This is a genomic window from Bradyrhizobium sp. 63_E2_N1_3, from assembly GCF_052076005.1.
Lineage (GTDB): Bacteria > Pseudomonadota > Alphaproteobacteria > Rhizobiales > Xanthobacteraceae > Bradyrhizobium > Bradyrhizobium barranii.
The window spans coordinates 8315105-8332967 of record NZ_CP197235.1 but is presented as its reverse complement, the minus strand read 5'-3'; the positions used below and the strand labels follow the sequence as shown (position 1 = coordinate 8332967).

20 protein-coding genes and 1 tRNA gene are annotated in these 17863 nt (G+C 64.7%); 9 read left to right on the top strand and 12 right to left on the bottom strand.

All coding sequences use genetic code 11. The features are described 5' to 3' along the window. Position 1: 1 nt before the first annotated feature. From AB7531_RS39615 to AB7531_RS39605, 3 genes are all read right to left on the bottom strand, one after another. Positions 2-2749, bottom strand: coding sequence for a DUF2235 domain-containing protein (locus AB7531_RS39615; RefSeq protein WP_063985831.1), 2748 nt, complete (start codon positions 2747-2749; stop codon positions 2-4). A gap of 272 nt (positions 2750-3021) precedes the next feature. Beyond that, entirely contained in the window at positions 3022-3273 is a 252-nt protein-coding gene (locus tag AB7531_RS39610) for a GCG_CRPN prefix-to-repeats domain-containing protein (protein ID WP_063985830.1), read from the bottom strand. A 24-nt stretch (positions 3274-3297) separates the two neighbouring features. Then, the gene (locus tag AB7531_RS39605) at positions 3298-3540 is read right to left on the bottom strand and encodes a hypothetical protein (protein ID WP_063985829.1); all 243 of its coding nucleotides are present in this window, start codon (positions 3538-3540) and stop codon (positions 3298-3300) included. A gap of 302 nt (positions 3541-3842) precedes the next feature. Here AB7531_RS39605 and AB7531_RS39600 point away from each other — a divergent pair, with 302 nt between their 5' ends. After that, a complete protein-coding gene (locus tag AB7531_RS39600) occupies positions 3843-4802 on the top strand; it encodes an AraC family transcriptional regulator (protein ID WP_063985828.1) in 960 nt (319 codons plus the stop codon). Between the two features lie 7 nt (positions 4803-4809). Here AB7531_RS39600 and AB7531_RS39595 read toward each other — a convergent pair whose 3' ends face one another. Then, entirely contained in the window at positions 4810-5040 is a 231-nt protein-coding gene (locus AB7531_RS39595; protein WP_063985827.1) for a hypothetical protein, read from the bottom strand. Positions 5041-5176: 136 nt separating this feature from the next. Here AB7531_RS39595 and AB7531_RS39590 point away from each other — a divergent pair, with 136 nt between their 5' ends. Further along, complete coding sequence (locus AB7531_RS39590) at positions 5177-5626, top strand: DUF6314 family protein (RefSeq protein ID WP_231143670.1); 450 nt, start codon at positions 5177-5179, stop codon at positions 5624-5626. A 35-nt stretch (positions 5627-5661) separates the two neighbouring features. Here the strand turns inward: AB7531_RS39590 and AB7531_RS39585 are convergent, their stop codons facing one another. Continuing rightward, positions 5662-5964: a hypothetical protein gene (locus AB7531_RS39585; RefSeq protein WP_028147344.1), complete on the bottom strand. Its 303-nt coding sequence runs from the start codon at positions 5962-5964 to the stop codon at positions 5662-5664. A 192-nt stretch (positions 5965-6156) separates the two neighbouring features. Further along, a tRNA-Leu gene (locus AB7531_RS39580) sits at positions 6157-6241 on the bottom strand. A gap of 156 nt (positions 6242-6397) precedes the next feature. On the opposite strand from AB7531_RS39580, the gene AB7531_RS39575 reads away from it, so the two are divergent. Next, the gene (locus AB7531_RS39575) at positions 6398-6937 is read left to right on the top strand and encodes a disulfide bond formation protein B (protein WP_063985825.1); all 540 of its coding nucleotides are present in this window, start codon (positions 6398-6400) and stop codon (positions 6935-6937) included. Positions 6938-7105: 168 nt separating this feature from the next. Here AB7531_RS39575 and AB7531_RS39570 read toward each other — a convergent pair whose 3' ends face one another. Then, complete coding sequence (locus AB7531_RS39570; protein ID WP_063985824.1) at positions 7106-8191, bottom strand: AbrB family transcriptional regulator; 1086 nt, start codon at positions 8189-8191, stop codon at positions 7106-7108. 101 nt (positions 8192-8292) lie between these two features. Further along, positions 8293-8589, bottom strand: coding sequence for a PsiF family protein (locus AB7531_RS39565; RefSeq protein ID WP_063985823.1), 297 nt, complete (start codon positions 8587-8589; stop codon positions 8293-8295). 198 nt (positions 8590-8787) lie between these two features. On the opposite strand from AB7531_RS39565, the gene AB7531_RS39560 reads away from it, so the two are divergent. After that, positions 8788-9279, top strand: coding sequence for a hypothetical protein (locus AB7531_RS39560; protein ID WP_063985822.1), 492 nt, complete (start codon positions 8788-8790; stop codon positions 9277-9279). 45 nt (positions 9280-9324) lie between these two features. Here AB7531_RS39560 and AB7531_RS39555 read toward each other — a convergent pair whose 3' ends face one another. After that, positions 9325-9873 (bottom strand): TetR/AcrR family transcriptional regulator, encoded by a 549-nt coding sequence (locus tag AB7531_RS39555; protein WP_028159202.1) that lies wholly within the window; start codon positions 9871-9873, stop codon positions 9325-9327. Between the two features lie 111 nt (positions 9874-9984). Between AB7531_RS39555 and AB7531_RS39550 the strand changes: the two genes are divergently transcribed. From AB7531_RS39550 to AB7531_RS39540, 3 genes are all read left to right on the top strand, one after another. After that, positions 9985-10410 carry an acyl-CoA thioesterase gene (locus AB7531_RS39550; protein ID WP_014491606.1) on the top strand — a complete coding sequence of 142 codons (426 nt, stop codon included), beginning with the start codon at positions 9985-9987 and terminating at the stop codon, positions 10408-10410. A gap of 3 nt (positions 10411-10413) precedes the next feature. After that, positions 10414-10890 carry a PaaI family thioesterase gene (locus tag AB7531_RS39545; RefSeq protein ID WP_063985821.1) on the top strand — a complete coding sequence of 159 codons (477 nt, stop codon included), beginning with the start codon at positions 10414-10416 and terminating at the stop codon, positions 10888-10890. 98 nt (positions 10891-10988) lie between these two features. Next, positions 10989-11648, top strand: coding sequence for a DsbA family protein (locus AB7531_RS39540; RefSeq protein WP_063985820.1), 660 nt, complete (start codon positions 10989-10991; stop codon positions 11646-11648). A 78-nt stretch (positions 11649-11726) separates the two neighbouring features. Here AB7531_RS39540 and AB7531_RS39535 read toward each other — a convergent pair whose 3' ends face one another. The 3 genes from AB7531_RS39535 to AB7531_RS39525 all read right to left on the bottom strand — a co-directional run bounded on the left by AB7531_RS39535 (position 11727) and on the right by AB7531_RS39525 (position 14092). After that, positions 11727-11933 carry a hypothetical protein gene (locus tag AB7531_RS39535; RefSeq protein ID WP_028159206.1) on the bottom strand — a complete coding sequence of 69 codons (207 nt, stop codon included), beginning with the start codon at positions 11931-11933 and terminating at the stop codon, positions 11727-11729. Between the two features lie 82 nt (positions 11934-12015). After that, the gene (locus AB7531_RS39530) at positions 12016-13086 is read right to left on the bottom strand and encodes a phospholipase (protein ID WP_441280264.1); all 1071 of its coding nucleotides are present in this window, start codon (positions 13084-13086) and stop codon (positions 12016-12018) included. A 34-nt stretch (positions 13087-13120) separates the two neighbouring features. After that, positions 13121-14092 carry a S1C family serine protease gene (locus AB7531_RS39525; protein ID WP_063985818.1) on the bottom strand — a complete coding sequence of 324 codons (972 nt, stop codon included), beginning with the start codon at positions 14090-14092 and terminating at the stop codon, positions 13121-13123. Between the two features lie 284 nt (positions 14093-14376). Here AB7531_RS39525 and AB7531_RS39520 point away from each other — a divergent pair, with 284 nt between their 5' ends. Beyond that, positions 14377-15795: a M20 family metallopeptidase gene (locus tag AB7531_RS39520; protein ID WP_063986732.1), complete on the top strand. Its 1419-nt coding sequence runs from the start codon at positions 14377-14379 to the stop codon at positions 15793-15795. 260 nt (positions 15796-16055) lie between these two features. Beyond that, positions 16056-17846: a peptide ABC transporter substrate-binding protein gene (locus AB7531_RS39515; protein WP_063985817.1), complete on the top strand. Its 1791-nt coding sequence runs from the start codon at positions 16056-16058 to the stop codon at positions 17844-17846. The last annotated feature ends 17 nt before the right edge of the window (positions 17847-17863 follow it).

The window sequence follows — 17863 nt, the reverse complement described above, 5'->3', positions numbered from 1 at the left end:
CCTACTGCTTTGCCGCAGCCGATGGCGTCGGCGGCGCGGGCAGACGCTGTACCGTGATCCGCGCCGTGCCGCTGTTGTTCTTGTAGTATTGTTCGTCCGGCCCGAAATAGTCGGCGTATTTTGCCGGAGCCAGCCATCGCAGGAAGCCCGGGACGATCTGCACGGCGTCGTTGACGTAGAAGAACAGCTCGCCGGAATCAGGTGCGGTGAATTCGGCCACCATCCGGTCTGCAAGTTTCTGCGTGTCCCAGACCTTGCGTGCCGACTCGTCTGGCGGAAGCGCATCGAATGTGCCCATCTTCGCGATATCGGCCTTGAGTTTCGTCAGCTTCGCCGCATCGTCCGTGCTCGATTCCTCAGCGCTTTCGATGCGGACGGGATATCTGTTTTTTGGCTCATCCTGAGCATTTTCCTCGGGAAGGGTCGGGTCAATGCGGCGCGGCAGTTCATCTGCCGACATCACGTTCATGGCCTGCAGCGGCCGATCGTTCAGGCCCTTCTCGCCGACGCGTACGACCGGCTGGAACCAGTCCGCGCCGAACAGTCGCCGGGTCGGGAGAGCGAGGTAATGGTGGTTTTCGTAGGTCTGGAATCCGTTGACGCCGGTCATGATCGTACGGTCAAACCAGCGTTGGTCGATATCGATCCAGACCCGGTATTTGCGGCCCTTCTCCACGGCGAGCCTGCTTGCCCAGCAGAACTGGTTGACGTTGAAAAGCTCGGTCGCAGGAAGCGCGTTGTCGCCCACCGGCTTGGCTGGCGGAATGTCTATCGCGACGTTCGCTCCCTTTTTCTGCGCCTCTTCGGCTTTTGTTTCCGGGGCTTCACAAACCTGTCCGGTCGCGACGCGCCAGGTGAAGAAGCTGCTCGAGGCGATCAGCAAGGCCGCGGCGTAGATGACGACGATGGAGACGACGGGAAAGATGATCTTGGTGAACGGAAAGCTCATCCACCGCGCATTTCGCTGCATCAAACCGCCAAACCTGAACAACCAACTCATCCGGCTGAGGTTTTTTGCGCTCGCCTTCCGTTCCGGCCGGTACCAGGCGAGCCGCGCCCGCTCCTGGATGCCATCACGCAGCGAGGCGTTGATGCTCCAGACCCACCACGTGACCAGCACGACGAGTGAGGTCGCGACAGGATAATAGAGTGCGATATTGAGCCATGGCCCCGCATAGGAGGGCAACACGTTCTTGAGCAGGTTCGCGACGGAGCCGAGTATGGCGCTGAAACCCCAGTCGATGTTGCTGACAAAATCGCGCAGGCTCTTGCCGGATGTATCTATGATCTTGTGGGCGATCCACGGCCAGGCGGCAATGATGCCCGTCATGATCAGGAGCGCGAAATAGGCCACGCGTCGCCACCACACGGCGCCGCGCGCCAGATTCGCCATGTCCGCGTCTGGCGCTTTCATTCCAGTGAAGGCGTCGGATTCCTCCTTGCTTATCGGACGCCTCGCTTTCTTCGCGTAGGCGTCATGCATGGCCTGGTGCGCGCCGTCGTTGGTGAGCTCCTTGATGCTTCCGTCGGGCATCAGCACCCGCGCGTTCGCCGGCAGCATGATCGGCGCATAATCGTCGCATCCGAACAGCATTCGTTCGACCACGGCGAAGTGAACGACCGGTTTGCCGCCGTTCACATCGCCTTCGAGGATCGGCCGCGGACCGTAGCGGTAAAGCACGGCGGCGCCGCTGCGTGAATCGTGCTTTGGCCCGATCGCCGATTGATACTCGCGGAAACGCTCGATCGTGCCGTTCTGAAAGCGCAATTGGCCACCGAGCTGCTCGGTCATCCAGACCAGCGGAACGAAGGAGAGGGTGGATTCCGGGTAACCGCCGCCAATGTCGGAATGGACGCCCGCGAACCACACCTCCTTGACAGTCTGGTCATTCGCTAGACGGCTCTGGTCGATCCGCAGCGGATGAAAGGTGGTGCGCTCGTCGTCGAGCGCGAGCGCGTGACAGATGTGCTTCGCCTTGCGCGAGGGCCGGTGATTGCGGAACGAAATCGGCCAAATTGCCCAGTCGATCGCGACGCGCAGCTCCTCGATCGGTACGCCGAAAGCCTCGACCGTGTCGAACAGCCCAAGGAATTCGATCTTGACGTTCTTGCGGCCGGCCATGGCCTTGCGGACCGTGCAATAGGAGCGGTGCCCGCAGACGAAATGGTAGATGATGAGCAGCAGGTCGCGAATCCAGCGCGTAATCCAGATCGTCGGCAGGCTGCGATAGCCCACCGATTCCTTGCGGTATTCCCGCCATGCGGACATGGCGTTGCGCTCCATCTCGGCATGCGAGACCGGCTCGCCCTTGATTTCCGCCGGCACCAACCCTTGGCTCGCGATCAGCGCCGCCAGCGTGCGCGCGGTGAAGGCGCCGCGGCTGAAGCCGAAGATGTAGATCTCGTCGCCCTCGCGCCAGTTCCAGCACAGGAAGCGGTAGAGCTTGCGGACGTTGGAGGGAACGCCGATGCCGGTGGCGCCGTCGATGGCTGCGAGCGGCGCCCAGCCGGCGGTGCCGACACCCTTGATGTAGTGGGCGATCTGGTCCGGCTGGGTGTGGTCGAGCGCTTCATAGAGCCGCCAGACGCTGGATTCCTGGGCGGTGAACGCGTTGCCCGTGCCGTCGGCGAACAGCACCAGCTTGCGCTTCGACAGGGTGGTGGCGGTCGGCCCGCCGGCGCTTGCATCGTCATGCGTGTGCTTGGGTCTGGCAGAATCGCCATTCTGCGCGCCATCATGGTGGGTCATGGGGCCCCTCTGGCAATCGACGGTGAAGCACTTCAGGCCGGAGCCGTTCAGTACTCCACGATTTCAATCAATGGTTGTGTTATGAAAACAGGTGCATTCTGTGCATAGTCCCGTTGAGGTAGCAAGCGGGATCGCGCCGCCGCCCTGCCGCGGTCGGACGCCGCGGCATGACGGTTACGAAAACGTTTGGTCTTGCTGGTGCCGGTGGCGAGAGGCGCGATGTCGGCGGACGCCTCTCCCCTGCGAGCGGGGAGAGGCGGAATGTTCAGCTCCTACCTGCCATTGCCGCGGCAAGCGCCGCCGGGGCCGATATGGTAGCCGCGCGGGCAGGCATGCGCGGCGGGGTTGGCGTAGTTCCTGAGGCAGCCGCCATAGGGGCCGCGGTGCCAGCCGGGGCCGCAGCCGCCGGCGACCGCGATGACGTCGCCGTTCGCGGCTGCGTTGAGCAGGGTGAGCGGCATGGCCTGGGCAACGCCCGTGATCGCGCCGAGCGTGAGAGCCGTGGCAAACAGGGTGCGTATCATGTCTTCCTCCCGAATGCCGTTGCTTCAATGGCCGGCGGCGAACGCGATGCCGGCGCGTACTTCGGCGATCGCCTGGTCGATCATCCCGATCGCCTTCTCGCGATGACCGCCCTTGTTCGGCTCTGCCTTGCCGAGCTCGGCGCGGGCCGATTGCAGGATCGCGATGGCTTCGTCCATGTGCGGCTGCGCGCCAAGCGCGTAACCGATGCAGAGGCTGGTCGCGATGGCGCCGCCGAGCACGAGGCTGCGGGGTAGAGAGGTTCGCATGTCGTTGTCTCCTCCAGCGGGCGTCAGGCTGGGGCCGCCCGTTTGCCCGGATGCAGTCCCGTCTGTGCCGGGATGCCGCATCCGCGGCCTGAATAGGGCCCGCCTGTGCGGGGCGTCTTGGACTGACCGGCGCCAGCGCCGTCGCAGCTTGGACTGACCGGCGCAGCTTGATTCACGTTGGCGTGCTGATAGCTTGCGGTATGCTGGTCTTCTGCGGGCGTCCGTTTGGCGTGCGAGGTTCAGCGAGCGCCAAGTCTTTTTTTGAAGAACTTAGAAAAGCCATTCTCGAAAAGTCGTTCTCGATGTCCGTCATCAGGAAGTCGCTCTCGACCGAGATGCTGCCGCAGGACTTGTCCGACCGGCAGCGCTTCATCCGCTTCGCGGAGCTGTTCGAGCATTTCTCCAACACCGGCGAGCTCGATCCGGCGTCCGACGTGCCGTTTCGCGCCACGATGAACTCGATCCATATCGGCACCACCATGCTCGGCCGTTGCGACGGCAGCTTCGTCACGGTCCGGCGCGAGAAGCGCCAGGTGATCGAGACCGGCGACGACCGCTTTTGCCTCGCGCGCAACACCGGAGATCTTCCGTCTCAGGTGATCCATCGTGGCCGCGAATTCACCATGCGGCCGGGAGCGATGGTGCTGCTCAAGCTGGACGAGCCGTTCTTCGCGGCCGACGGCGCGAGCCAAAAGCGTTTCACCAACGTGCATCTGCCGGTCGATACGCTGCGCGCGATGGTCGCCGACATCGACGATCTCGTCGGCTGCGAGCTCGAGCCCGGCGGCGCGCTGTCGCTGGCGATGGATTACAGCGATCTCCTCCTCCGCAATCCCACGGCCGCCGACGAGGCCGGCATGGCGATCGCCGGCCATCTGCTCGACCTTGCCGCGATCGGTCTCGGTGCCCGCAGCGATATCGCCACTGCCGCGCGACGCGGGGGCCTGCGCGTCGTGCGGCTCAAGGCCGTGCTGTCGATTCTTGAGGCGCGCTTCCACGAGCCGGGTTTTTCCGCCCAGAAGCTTGCCGCCGCCGCCGGCCTTTCCGAGCGCTACGTCAACGAACTGCTGTTCGAGGCCGGCGCCAGCTTCACCACCCGCCTCACTGAGCTGCGTCTGCGCAAGGCCGCCGACCTCCTGGCGCACCGCGAGGGCCGCATCAGCGACATCGCCTTTGCCTGCGGCTTCAACGATCTCTCTTATTTTAACCGCTGCTTCCGCAGGCGGTTTGGGTTGACGCCGACCGCGGCGAGGGGGAAGTGAGAGAGCGCTAGGTCTCCACCCGCGGCGGCGGATAGCGGCGCGCCAGCGCCGACAGCGGCAGGTGCCGTTCGCCTTCCGGCAGCTCCAGAAAGGCCAGCACTTGCGGCCGCTTCCAGTCACCGATGCCGAAATCCATCGCCATCCATTTCTGCGGCTCGGGGCCCTCGAGGCCCCGGACCCAGACGAAATAGCGGGGGAGGTCGTCGGCGTCCGCTTCCGTCGTGCGTCTCCTGGCCATCAAAGCTGCTCACTGCATCACCATTTCGTTGCGGTAGGATATAGGTATCGGCTCGCCGAAGTCGAACTCCCGGCTGCGGGTCCTGTGAGGCTGGACCGGTTGGTTGATGTGCAGGTCTGAAGATATGAACGAAGTCATGATCGATTTTTGGGGTGACGCCTCGGACGTCACGAAAAAGCTGATCGGCTCGTGGTCCTTCGACCGTGTCATCGAAGGCCAGGCTACGATGCAGGGTATCGCGATCTTCACGCCACTGGACGGGGGGCGGTTGGCCTATCGTGAGCAGGGACATCTGAAGCTCGCGAACGGCACCATTGTGCAGGCCGAACGCGAATACGTCTTCAGCAACAGCGACGGAGGATTCAAGGTCTTCTTCAGGGAAGATCCGCCGCGGCTGTTTCACGAGATTTCACTGTCCGCATCTTCCGGGGGAGTGCTGAGCGGACGTGCGAGCCATCTTTGCAAGCACGACGACTATCAGTCGGCCTACATGTTTCGGCCGGATGGAACGTTCGTCGTCCGTCATGTCGTATCGGGTCCACGCAAGGACTACACGATGAACACGACCTACACGCGTCTCTCGTGATCAAGCCGGGGCGATGGCGACGGCCGTGCCGCCTCTCACCGCCAGAGCTCACTCTCCGCCACGCGGTTGATGTCGGCGAGCCGGCGGTCGGCGTCGCCGTGAAGATCGATGCTCTCGACCAGCGTTAGCAGACGCTGATATGCGCCATCGGCGATTTCGACCGGCAGCGGCTCCTCGTCAAAGGCCTCGACATAGCTGCCGACGAGGCCGCTCAACAGGCGGCAAAGACCGCGCTGGGCGGGATCGTCCCGGCCGAGCGTCTCGAGCTTTTGCTGAAATGTCCGGAAGGTGCGCAGGCCGTGGTGCTGTTGCGAAAGCCACGTATGCAGGTCGTTCATGTGAGCTCCTTCGAGTTACAGAAGAAGCTACCGGTTTATACAGGCGGGATGTGACGATTGGAAGGGGAGGGAAATACCGGATTCGTTGATCTAGTCCGCCTTCGCCAAGGCTTCGGCGGGACAGCCTTCCCTGCTTCGCATGGATAGACTGGAGCCTGGCTCGCCCAGCCGTAGCTGCGAAGCAGCGAAGGCTGGTGCCCCTGGCCGGAATCGAACCAGCACTCCTTGCGGAACTCGATTTTGAGTCGAGCGCGTCTACCAATTCCGCCACAGGGGCTCCCGGTCGGCCCTGGAAAGGGCCTCGCAAAGCGGGCGGACTATAGCCATGGACAGGGCAGGGTCAACCCGCGCCAAAGTGATCCCGGCCGTTCTCGACAGCCGCCTGGGCCGGGGTTAGAGCCTTAAGAAAGCGACCCCATCGGAAGAGGCTGCCGTGACGACCCAGAGTGCCGCAATACCTGCATTCAGGCCGGCTGGGACCGGTCCCGCGCTGACTGCCTCGGTGCTCGTCACGCTGATTGCCGCCGCGACCATCGCCGGCGCCTGGTTCTTCCAGCTCGTGCTGGAGATCCTGCCCTGTCCGCTGTGCCTGGAGCAGCGCTACGCCTATTATTTCGCGATCCCGGTCGGTGTGCTCACGGCGCTTGCGGCGCGGAGCGGGGCGCCGCGGCCGCTGCTGCTCGCGGGCCTTGCGATCCTCGCGCTGGCGACACTCGCCAATGCCGGCCTCGGCACCTACCATTCCGGCGTCGAATGGGGGTTCTGGAAGGGCCCGACCGATTGCTCCGGTCCCGTCATCAATCTCGGCAATGCCGCCGACCTGCTGTCCAAGCTCGATACCGTCAAGGTGGTGCGCTGCGACGAGGTGCAGTGGCGTTTCCTCGGTCTCTCGCTCGCCGGCTACAATGTGCTGATCTCGCTGTTGATGGCCGCGATCGCGGCGTGGGGATTTTTGCGGACGGCGAAGCGCTAGGCAAGCGCCGTAGGGTGGGCAAAGCGACTTGTCCGCCGTAGCTCGAAGAGCGATGGCGGAAGCGTGCCCACCATTTTTAGCGATAGTGCGGGAGCATGGTGGGCACGGCGCTAGCGCGCCTTTGCCCATCCTACGAGACCGGAGCTCCGCTACGACTGCGGCGCTTCGCTAATCATCCACATCGTCCTGCGTGCGGCCGAACAGGTGCACGATGCCCGGGGTCGCGATCGTCACGAACACGAAGCGCGACAAATGATGGGCGCCGACGAAGATCGGGTCGATGTGCAGCGTGAGCGCGAGCGCCAGCATCGCATCCATCGCGCCCGGCGCGAAGGCGACGACGACATCCGATAATTTCACCTGCGCGGTGAGCGCGATGATGCCGACGAAGATGGCGGAGACGGCGATGGCCACGGCAAACGAGCCCAGCGCCGCATGGATGTGGCCGGCGAGCGTCTTGATCCGCATCCGCGCGAAACGGCTGCCGATCAATGCGCCGATGCCGATCAACGCCACGCCGCGCACCCAGTTCGGCAGGCCGCCCTCGACCCAGTCTGCGCCATGCAGCACGCTGGAGGCGATCATCGCGCCGAACATCCAGCTCGCCGGAAACCTGATCAGCCGCAGCAGGAGCGCCGCGGCCAGCGAGGCCGCGACCAGCTCCACGAGCTCGAGCGGTGAGGCGATCGTCGTCGTCAGCGACGGTGCGACGGAGGGCGCCACGCCCGCGAACGCGAGCACCATCGGTAGCGCCGCGGTGAGGATGATGACGCGCATGGTCTGCACCACCGCGATGCCGGGCAGGTCGGCGCCGCGCTCGACCGCCAGGATCGTGATCTGCGACAGCGCCCCGGGGCTGCCGGCGAGGAAGGCCGAGGTGCGGTCCCAGCCATGAATGCGCTGGAGGTAATAGCTCGAGCCGAAGGTCGAGCAGAAGGTCGCGAGCGCAAGCAGGCCGATGGTGAGGGGATAGGCGCTGACCTGTTGCAGCAGGTGGCGCGAGACGACCGAGCCCAGTGAAATGCCGAGCAGCACCAGCACGGTCTGGGTCAGGATCGGCGGCAGCGCCAGCTGGCGGCCGGCGATCGCGGCGATCCCGACCGCGATCATCGAGCCCGAGATCAGTCCCCCGGGAAGTCCGGCGACCAGAAACACGAGGCCGCCGACGGTGCCGATGACGAGCGTCTCCACCGTGCTCAAGATCTTGGCACGGCTTGGCCATTCGAACGGCAGGGAGGCGGTGATTTGCTTCACGCCACCTTATCGCAAATCAGCGAGAGGCACACAATTGCAGCTTCGTCATGCCGCAATGCGCGCGCCTCTCACGGATGCTCGCGAGCCGTAGTGTGACGGATTTACTTCTTGTCGGCGGCGGGGGCGGCGGGGGCGGCGGTGCCGGCCTTCGCTTCCTTCATGCACTCACGGCGAAATTTTTTGCGCTCCTTGCCCTTCAGCGCCTTGGCGTCCGCTTGCTTGGAGCATTCGAGCGACTCCGCCGAGCGCTCCTTCGACGCCTTCTTGTCGGCGGGGGCGGCGGCAGTTGTGGTCTTGGCGTCGGTCTTGGCAGCCGGCGCGGCGGTCTGCGCGAAGGCGGTGCCGGTGGCGAGCAGGGAGGTCAGGGCGACGATGGCGAGGCGAGACGTGAAGGTCATGGTGGTGCACTCTTGCGAGATTGCGGAGGGTTGGGAACGTCGGCTCGCCTTGCTGAACGCGACATGAATAATCCGAGCCGGGGGATCACTATATTTTGGCGGCAGGAGCCATCGCTTCCTTGTCGCGGCCGGGCGGCACGCTAGGATAGCAATCCTCGTTTCGCTTCCGTCGGGGAAGACCAAGGAGGAGGACCAAGGATGACCATTCAATCAAAATTGCTGTGTGCGGTTGCATTGACGGGCTTTGCCGCGCTGGTCGCGAGCGCGCCGGCGCAGGCGCTGACCTCGCAGGAGTGCAGCGCGAAATACCAGGCCGCCAAGAAGGACGGCTCGCTTGGCACAACGAAGTGGAATGACTTCCGCAAGGCCCAGTGCGGAGCGGATGCGACGCCTGCCGCCGCGCCGGCCGCCGCTGCTCCGGCTGCGCCCGCCGCTCCTGCCGAGCCGAAGCAGGCGAAGAAGGAGGCGGCCCCCGCTGCCGCGCCAACCCTGCCGGCCGGACCCGCAATCTATCCGAATGCGGTCGACCCGAAATACGCCAAGGAGACCGCCGGCAAGGCCCGCCTCCACACCTGCGTCGACCAGTACAACGCCAACAAGACCACCAACGGCAATGGCGGCATGAAGTGGATCGAGAAGGGCGGCGGCTATTACAGCGAGTGCAACAAGAAGCTGAAGGGCGCCGCCTGAGCTTCGACATGATGCGATGGCCGGAGCAAAGCTCCGGCCATTTCGCTAGTCGAGCAGCTTCTCGGCCGACTTCGCCACGAGCTGCGAGCGTTTGCGTGGACCGCGCTCGACGAACAGCAAGCTCTGGCCGAAGATGAAGCAATAGAACAGGAAGGCCTGCGCCTCGGCCGCCTCGGCCTCGAGGCCGGTCGCGCGATAAAGCTCGGCGACGTGCTTGAGCCGCGCCGCGTCCACGCTCGCGACCGCCGCGGCGGCGTTTTCGTCCGAGCGGGCCCATTGCCGGATCGCGAGCTCGATCGCCATGCCCTCCGGATTGAGCCGCTCGGAATAGAGCTGGATCACCGCCTTCAGCCGCTCGCGGGGCTCTTGCCCATCGAGGCTTGTCTGCTGCGCGATTGACGCCGCACGTCCCTCGCGCCAGCGTTCCAGCATGGCATCGAGCAGCGCGGCACGGTCGGCGAAGCGGCGGTAGAAGCCGCCCTTGGTGACGCCGAGGTTCTTGGCGAGCACCTCGACCCTGACACCCTCGACCCCCGAGCGGGCGAGCTCGGTAAACCCTGCCTCGACCCAGACATCGCCCTTGCCGTCGTTCATGAAGGAAGCCTCACCGGTTCTTGATACGGTACCGTATTGCTAACGCGCGGAGGCGTTGATACGCTACCGTATCAATGATCAGAGGGCGGAAAAACGGCAGGAGGAATTGCGATGCAGGAGGCGACCTATCGCGGCACGGTCTATCCGTGGCAGTGCGATCATGTCGGCCACATGAACATCATGTGGTATGTCGGAAAATTCGACGAGGCCAACTGGAATCTGTTCGCCCGCCTCGGGCTGACGCCGAGCTATCTGCGCTCTTCCGGCCGCGGCATGGCCGCCGTCCAGCAGAACATCACCTACAGGCGGGAGCTGCTCGCCGGCGACATCGTCGAGATCCGCAGCCATTTGCTGGAGGTCCGCGACAAGTCGATCCGCTTCCGGCACGACATGACCAATGCCGAGACTGGCGAGATCGCCGCGTTCTGCGACATCACCGGCGTGCATATGGACCGCAGCCAGCGGAAGTCGGCGCCGTTCACGGATGCGATCCGCGCGGTCGCTCTGCAACATCTTGCCGAGCCGGCCGAGGCCTGAGCCATGGCCGCGTTCGAGCCGAAAAATCCGGGCTATCGCGCTGCCGCCATTGCCATGTTCGACGGCCAGCCGGCGATGCGCACGCTCGGCATCGTGATCGTCCGCCTCGCGCCGGGCGAGGTCGAATTGGCAATGCTGCATTCGGCGGCCTTCACGCAGCAGAACGGTTTTATCCATGCCGGCATCATCACGGCAGGCCTCGATAATGCCTGCGGTGTCGCCGCCTTCACCCTGATGCCGCGCGAGGCCGACATCCTGACCGTCGAGTTCAAGACCACGCTGCTGGCACCCGCCCGCGGCACTCGCTTCGTCTTCAAGGCCGAGGTGGTCAAGCCCGGCCGGACGCTGACCTTCTGCGAGGCGAGGGCCTTTGCCGAGCACGAGGGCAACACCACGCTGATCGCCACCATGACCGGGACGCTGATGGCGATGCTGCCCCGCGCGGCGGCTTCGCCAGCGCCGGCGGCGATCCGCGCATAGCATGGCGATGACATCGCGCCCGCAACGCTCTATATGACGCGTAACAGTTCCCGGTCGCGAACCGTATTTGCAGCGATGGGACCGAAACGGGACGAGATATGGCTGGATTCAGGAACAAGGGCCTCGTGGCGACGCGGCGTGCGGCGCTGACGCTGATCGGGGCGGGTGCCCTTGCGGCAGGTCGGATCACCTCTGCGCGCGCGGCCGCCGCCGATGACGAGGTGCTGACCGAAGCCAAGGTGCTGCGCGACCCCGATGTTCCCGTCGCCGGTAATCCCGACGGCAACATCAGCATCATCGAATGGTCCGACTACAACTGTCCCTATTGCCGCAAGCTCGAGCCGGAGCTGCGCCAGGTGGTCCAGGACGATGGCAAGGTCAGGCTGGTGATGAAGGATTGGCCGATCCTCGGGCCGGTCTCGGTCACCGCGGCGCGGATCGCGCTCGCGGCAAAATTCCAAGACAAGTACCATCAGGCGCATGACGCCATGATGGGTGTCAGCTCGCGCCTGACAGAGCCGCGCATCAACGAGCTGCTCGCGGCCGCCGACGTCGACATGGACCGCCTGAAGCGCGATCTCACCGACCGCGCCAATGACATCGACGCCGTCCTCAAGCGCAACAACGAGCAGGCCGAAGCCTTCGGCTTCAGCGGTACCCCCTCCTTCATCGTCGGCAAGTATCGCGTGCCGGGCGTGCTCAGCATGACCGAGTTCGAGCAGGTCATCGCCGATGCCCGCAAGGCCAAGATGAACTGACGCGACCGGATCGATCGCCGTCAACACAAAGGCGCCGCCGCGGACCCGCGACGGCGCCTTGTTCGTGATACGGCGTCGTTACTTCGACGAGATGCGGACCCAGTCCTTGTGCGCGCGATCGCGCAGCGCATCCCAGTCGGCCTTGGCGACGTCCCAGTTCACGATGGTGCGATTGGTCGTCGCGACCTCGCCATTGGCGACCGACGACGTCTGCATGGAGTCATAGACGTATACGCCGCAACCGAGCAGTAGCGCGCCCAAAATCATTCCGAAAAACGTCTGCATCTGCGAACCTCCGGTGACGGGCGATAACGTCGGCCCGGAGTGATGGTTCCGCGGCAGTACGGCGCAGATAAGGACGACCCGTTCATCCGCGGTTCAGCCACTCCAGCAGCTCTGCGTTGATCTCGCGCGGATAGGTGTGGCTGAGGTCGTCGATCTCGCGATAGGTGACATCGGCGCCGGCGGCGGAGAGGGCCGCCTGCGTCTGGCGCGCGGTCTGTACCGGAAACATCCAGTCGAGCTTGCCGTGGGTGATGAAGATTGGCAGTCCCTGCAGGCGCACGGCGTCCGCCATCTCCGCCATCAGCGGATGGAAGGTCGCCGACACCGGCGCGAGATGCGTGAAGGGCGAGGCGCCGTCGAGCCCGGTGACGTAGCAGAAGGTGCCGCCGTCACTCATGCCGGTCAGCAGCAGGCGCGAGCCGTCGATGGTCCAGCGGCTGCGCACCGTATCGAGAATGCGCATGAGGTTCGGCGTGTCGCTATCGTCGCCCATCAGCGCCCATGTCGGGCCGGTCGCGGTTGGCGCCACCAGGATCGCGCCAAGGCAGCGAGCATCGCGCAGCCAGCTCCAGAGAAAGCCGCGGCCGTTGCCGCTGCCGCCATGCAGCGCCATCACCAGCGGCATGGCGCGCTCCGGCGAGTAATATTCTGGCACATAGACCGAGAAGCCGCCGCGGCTGCCGGGCTCGTTGTGGTCGTGGAAGATGCCGGCGTGTTCGCCCGCGCCGGCTTCCAGCCGCGCCAGCAGATCGTCATTCTCGCGATTGGCGGCGTTGAGGAAGAAGTTGCTCACCGGCGGGAACTGGGTCGACAGCGGATACAGCGCCTCCTGTGCACGAGGCAGATGGCGCAGCGCGCGGAAGACCGCGACGAGATCGCCATTGCCGCGCTCGACCTCGCGTATGGCGGCAAAGGCGGCGATCGTCTCGTTGCAGGCGCGGTCGAGCCGCTCGCGCAGCCCCGTGAACTGCTCGGGCCAGGCACCAATCGCAGCGTGCGCCGCCTGCAGCGCCGCGTCGGGCGCGCCGATCGCATTCATCACCGAGGCAAAGGCCGGCGGATGCAGATTCCGGGTGAAGAAGCCGAGTGCTTCCAGCGCGTTGAGCAACGGCGGCAGCACGGTCACGATGTCGTCAACGACGGCCTCGGTCATCGCCGCTTCCTTGCCTGATGTCGGTTCGATCTCGTCAGTGGAGCTTCGGCGCCTTCAAGAGCTTGAAGCGGTCGGTCGACGTCACCGTGACGTCGAAGGTGACACCTTCATGATGCACGGTGAGCGGCACGTCGACGCCGGCGGCGCCGAGCGCCCACATCTTTTTGTAGAAGGCGGTCTGGCTCGTCACCTCCTCGCCGTCCACTGCAAGGATGACATCGCCGGTCTTCAGCTCCGCGCGCGCGGCCGGGCCGTTGGTGGAGATCCCGATCACCACCAGGCGGTTGTCGATTTCGGTCGAATAGAGCCCGAGCCAGGGGCGCGACGGCTTATTGACGCGGCCGAATTTGCGCAGATCGTCGAGCACCGGCTTCAACAGGTCGATCGGCACGATCATGTTGACGTGCTCGGCCTTGCCTTCGCGTTCGCGCTCGAGCTGCAGCGAGCCGATGCCGATCAGCTCCCCGCGCTCGTTGAGCAGCGCCGTGCCGCCCCAGTTCGGATGCGCGGGATAGGTGAACACGGCCTCGTCCAGCAGATATTCCCAGTAGCCGGCGAATTCCTGCTTGGCCACGATCTGGCTCGCGACCGAGCGCGTGCGCCCGCCGGCGCCGCCGACCACGACGCGGTCGCCGACCCTTGTTTTCGCCGAGTTGCCGAGCGGCAAGGGTTCGACGTCGAGCTGACCGAGCGCCTGCACGAGGCCGAAGCCGGTGACGGAATCGAAACCGAGCGCATGCCCCTCGACGACGCGCCCGTCGGCGAGATGCAGCCACACCGATTCCGCCTCGGTAATGAGATAGCCGATGGTCAGCACCAGCCCGTTGTCGATCACGACGCCGTTGCCGGCGCGTTCGGTGCCCAGCGTTTCGGCACTGAAGGCATCGGGCGGGATGATGGCGTGCAGGCCGACGACGGACGCGAGCGAACGGTCCAGATCGAAACCGTAATCGCTCGCGCGCGGCTGATTGGCCGGCGGCACTCTCCATTCGGTCAGGGCGGGCATGGAGTTCTCCTGGCTGAGAGCATTGCTCCGCCTTGGCCGGCGGAACGACGCGCGAAGCACTCATAATTTAGGCTGGAGGAGGCCGTCTTGAAAGCCTCGTTCCCAACTATTCCGGAGATCGCCGCGTGAAATCTTCGACAGGCACAGGACGCCCGCACAGGTGGCAAGCGGCCGCGCGATCCAGCACCGGCCGCATGGCTGCTGTCCCGCGACGTGCTAGGCGGGGTGCAATGAAGCTGCTAACCATTGCCGCTTCGTTTGACCAAGAGATCACGGACCGAAGCATGGATAATCGCAGCGACATCTGGCGTGGCGTCGACACGATCAAGGCGCGTTTCATCGACCTCAGCGACAGGGTCTGGGGCATGCCCGAGGTGTGCTACACCGAGGCGCGGTCCGCCGCCGAGCATCTCGCCGAGCTGCGCCACCAGGGTTTCCGTATCACCGAGAACGTCGCGGGCATCCCGACCGCGGTAATGGGCGAGTGGGGTGAGGGCGGTCCGGTCATTGCCTTCATGGGTGAATATGACGCGTTGCCGGGCCTCAGCCAGGAGGCCGGCGTCGCCGAGCACCGTCCGGTCGAGACCGGCGGCCACGGCCACGGTTGCGGCCACAATCTGCTTGGTTCCGCGGCGCTGCTCGCCGCGACCGCGATGAAGGACTGGCTCGCCGAGAACAAGGTGCCCGGCCGCGTGCGCTATTACGGCTGCCCGGCGGAAGAGGGCGGCGCAGCCAAGGCCTTCATGGTGCGCTCGGGCGCGTTTGAAGACGCCGACATCGCCATCACCTGGCATCCGCACAGCTTCTGGGAAGTCGCGGTGACGCCGTCGCTTGCCAACACGCGCGCGGATTTCATCTTCACCGGCCGCACCTCGCATGCGGCGGCCTCGCCGCATCTCGGCCGCTCTGCGCTCGACGCAGTAGAGCTGATGAATGTCGGCGTGAACTACATGCGCGAGCACATGCCGAGCGACGCGCGCGTGCATTACGCCCTGCTCGACACCGGCGGCATCGCCCCCAACGTGGTGCAGGCGCATGCGCGCGTGCGCTATTCGATCCGCGCCCGCGATCTGCCCGGCATGAACGAGCTGGTCGGACGCGTCAGCAAGATCGCGGAAGGCGCGGCATTGATGACCGAGACCAAGGTCGAGATGAAGATCATCTCCGCGGTCTCCAACATCCTGCCGAACACGCCGCTGGAGCAGGCGCTGCACCGGGTGATGGAAGAGCTGGGGCCGCCGCATTTCGACGACGCCGACAAGGGCTTTGCCAGCCAGATCCGCGCCACGCTGACCGACAAGGACATCGCGTCGGTCTATTACGCGATCGGCATGGAGCCGACTGATCGGCCGCTGGCCGACTTCCTGGTGCCGCTCGATGCCAAGCGCAACCCGCTGGTCGGCTCGACCGACGTCGGCGACGTGAGCTGGGTGGTGCCGACCGTGCAGGTTCACGCACCCACGGTTGCAATCGGCACGCCGTTCCACACCTGGCAGGTGGTGGCGCAGGGCAAGAGCGGACACGCTCATAAGGCAATGGTGCAGGCGGCGAAGGCGATGGCCGGGATCGGCATCAAGGCGTTGACGGATCCGGAGCTGATTAAGGCCGCGAAAGCGGACTTGCAGAAGCGGACCGCCAAGACACCTTATGTCTGCCCGCTGCCGGACCACGTCGCGCCGCCGCTGACCATGTCCGTGGCGTAGAATTTCGCCTCGATACTTCGTCTGATGCCGCGAACAAATTTTCCGCAGTGCAACGTGGATTCCGGCGCGATTTAGCGCCGGATTGCCGAACGCTTGGGCTGCGGAACAGAGTTTTGCCCAACAGACAGCCAGAACACCGTTTGCATACACATGGTCGCAGTTGACGCGCGGCCTATTCGGTGTGCCATCTACCGCCAGCAAAACCCGGCGGCCGCGGTGCGGCTGCCTGCATCCATACGGGAACCAGACGGGGGACAACCATGCTGGATAAAGAACTGCGTTCGATGATCGGTGACGTGAAGGACGGCCGGATGGACCGCCGTGCCTTCATCATGCGTATGGCCGCGGTCGGCCTCACCGCACCCCTCGCCAACCAGATCCTCGCGCTCGGCGGCGTCGCCATGGCGGAAGGTGCCCAGACCTACAAGCCGACCAAGCGCGGCGGCGGCGGTGCGCTGAAGCTGCTGTGGTGGCAGGGGCCGACCCTGCTCAATCCGCATTTCGCCACCGGCACCAAGGACCAGGACGGCGCGCGCCTGTTCTACGAGCCCCTCGCTTGTTGGGATCCCGACGGCAACATGAAGCTGGTTCTGGCGGCCGAAATTCCCTCGATCGAGAACGGCGGCCTCGCCGCCGACGGCAAGTCGGTGACCTGGAAGCTCAAACCAGGCGTCAAATGGCATGACGGCAAGCCGTTCACCGCCGATGACGTCGTGTTCAACTGGGAATACGCCAGGGATCCCGCGACCTCCGCCCTGACCATCGCGACGCTCCGCGACATCACGGTCGAGAAGGTGAATGACCTCACGGTTCGCATCCTCTTTAACAAGCCGACGCCGTTCTGGGCCGACGCCTTTGTCGGGGCTCCCAACACCATCATCCCCAAACATTTGTTCGCCGACTACAAGGGGTCCAAATCGCGGGAAGCGCCCACCAACCTCTCGCCGGTCGGCACTGGCCCCTACAAGTTCGTCGAGTTCAAGCCGGGCGATCTCGTCCGCGGCCAGCTCAATCCCGATTACCACATGCCGAACCGGCCTTATTTCGACACGGTCGAGATGAAGGGCGGCGGCGACGCCGTCTCTGCGGCGCGCGCGGTGATCCAGACCGGCGAATATGATTTCGGATGGAACATCCAGGTCGAGGACGACGTGCTGCTGCGCCTCGAAAAGGGCGGCAAGGGCAAGACCGTTTATGCCGTGGGCGGGGACACCGAATTCATCGCGCTCAACTTCACCGATCCGAACACCGAGGTCGATGGCGAGCGCTCCTCGATGAAGACCAAGCATCCGCTGTTCTCCGATCCGGCGGTACGCAAGGCGCTGTCGATGCTGGTCGACCGCGAGTCCATCAAGAAGGCGATCTACGGCCGCGCCGGCCGCACCACCGCCAACTTCCTCAACGGTCCCGAGAAGTTCGTCTCCAAGAACACGACCTGGGAATTCAGCATCGAGAAGGCCTCGAAGCTGCTCGACGACGCCGGCTGGAAGCCCGGCGCGGATGGCATCCGCGAGAAGGACGGCAAGAAGCTGAAGCTTCTGTACCAGACCTCGATCAACGGACCGCGTCAGAAGACCCAGGCGATCGTCAAGCAGGCCTGTCAGAAGGCCGGCATCGACGTCGAGCTGAAGTCGGTGGTGGCGTCCGTGTTCTTCTCCTCCGATGTCGCCAACCCCGACACCTACGCGCATTTCTACGCCGATCTCCAGATGTTCCAGATCCCGCTGAGCCAGCCGGATCCGTCTCAGCATATGCGCCGCTATCTGTCGACCAACGTCGCCACGAAGGAGAACAAGTGGCAGGGCACGAACTTCCCGCGCTGGGTCAACAAGGACTATGACGCAGCGATCGAAGCAGCCGAAGGCGAAATGGATCCGGTCAAGCGCGCGGCGCATTATATCAAGGCCAACGATCTCATGTTCCAGGACACCGTGTTCATCCCGGCGCAGCATCGCCTAAAGGTGGAAGCGGCGGCCAACAATCTGCGTCCTATCATCAGCGGCTGGGCCAACGAAACCGACAATCTGCACGATTGGTATCGCGAGGAATGATCCCCCAGCTCTAGACG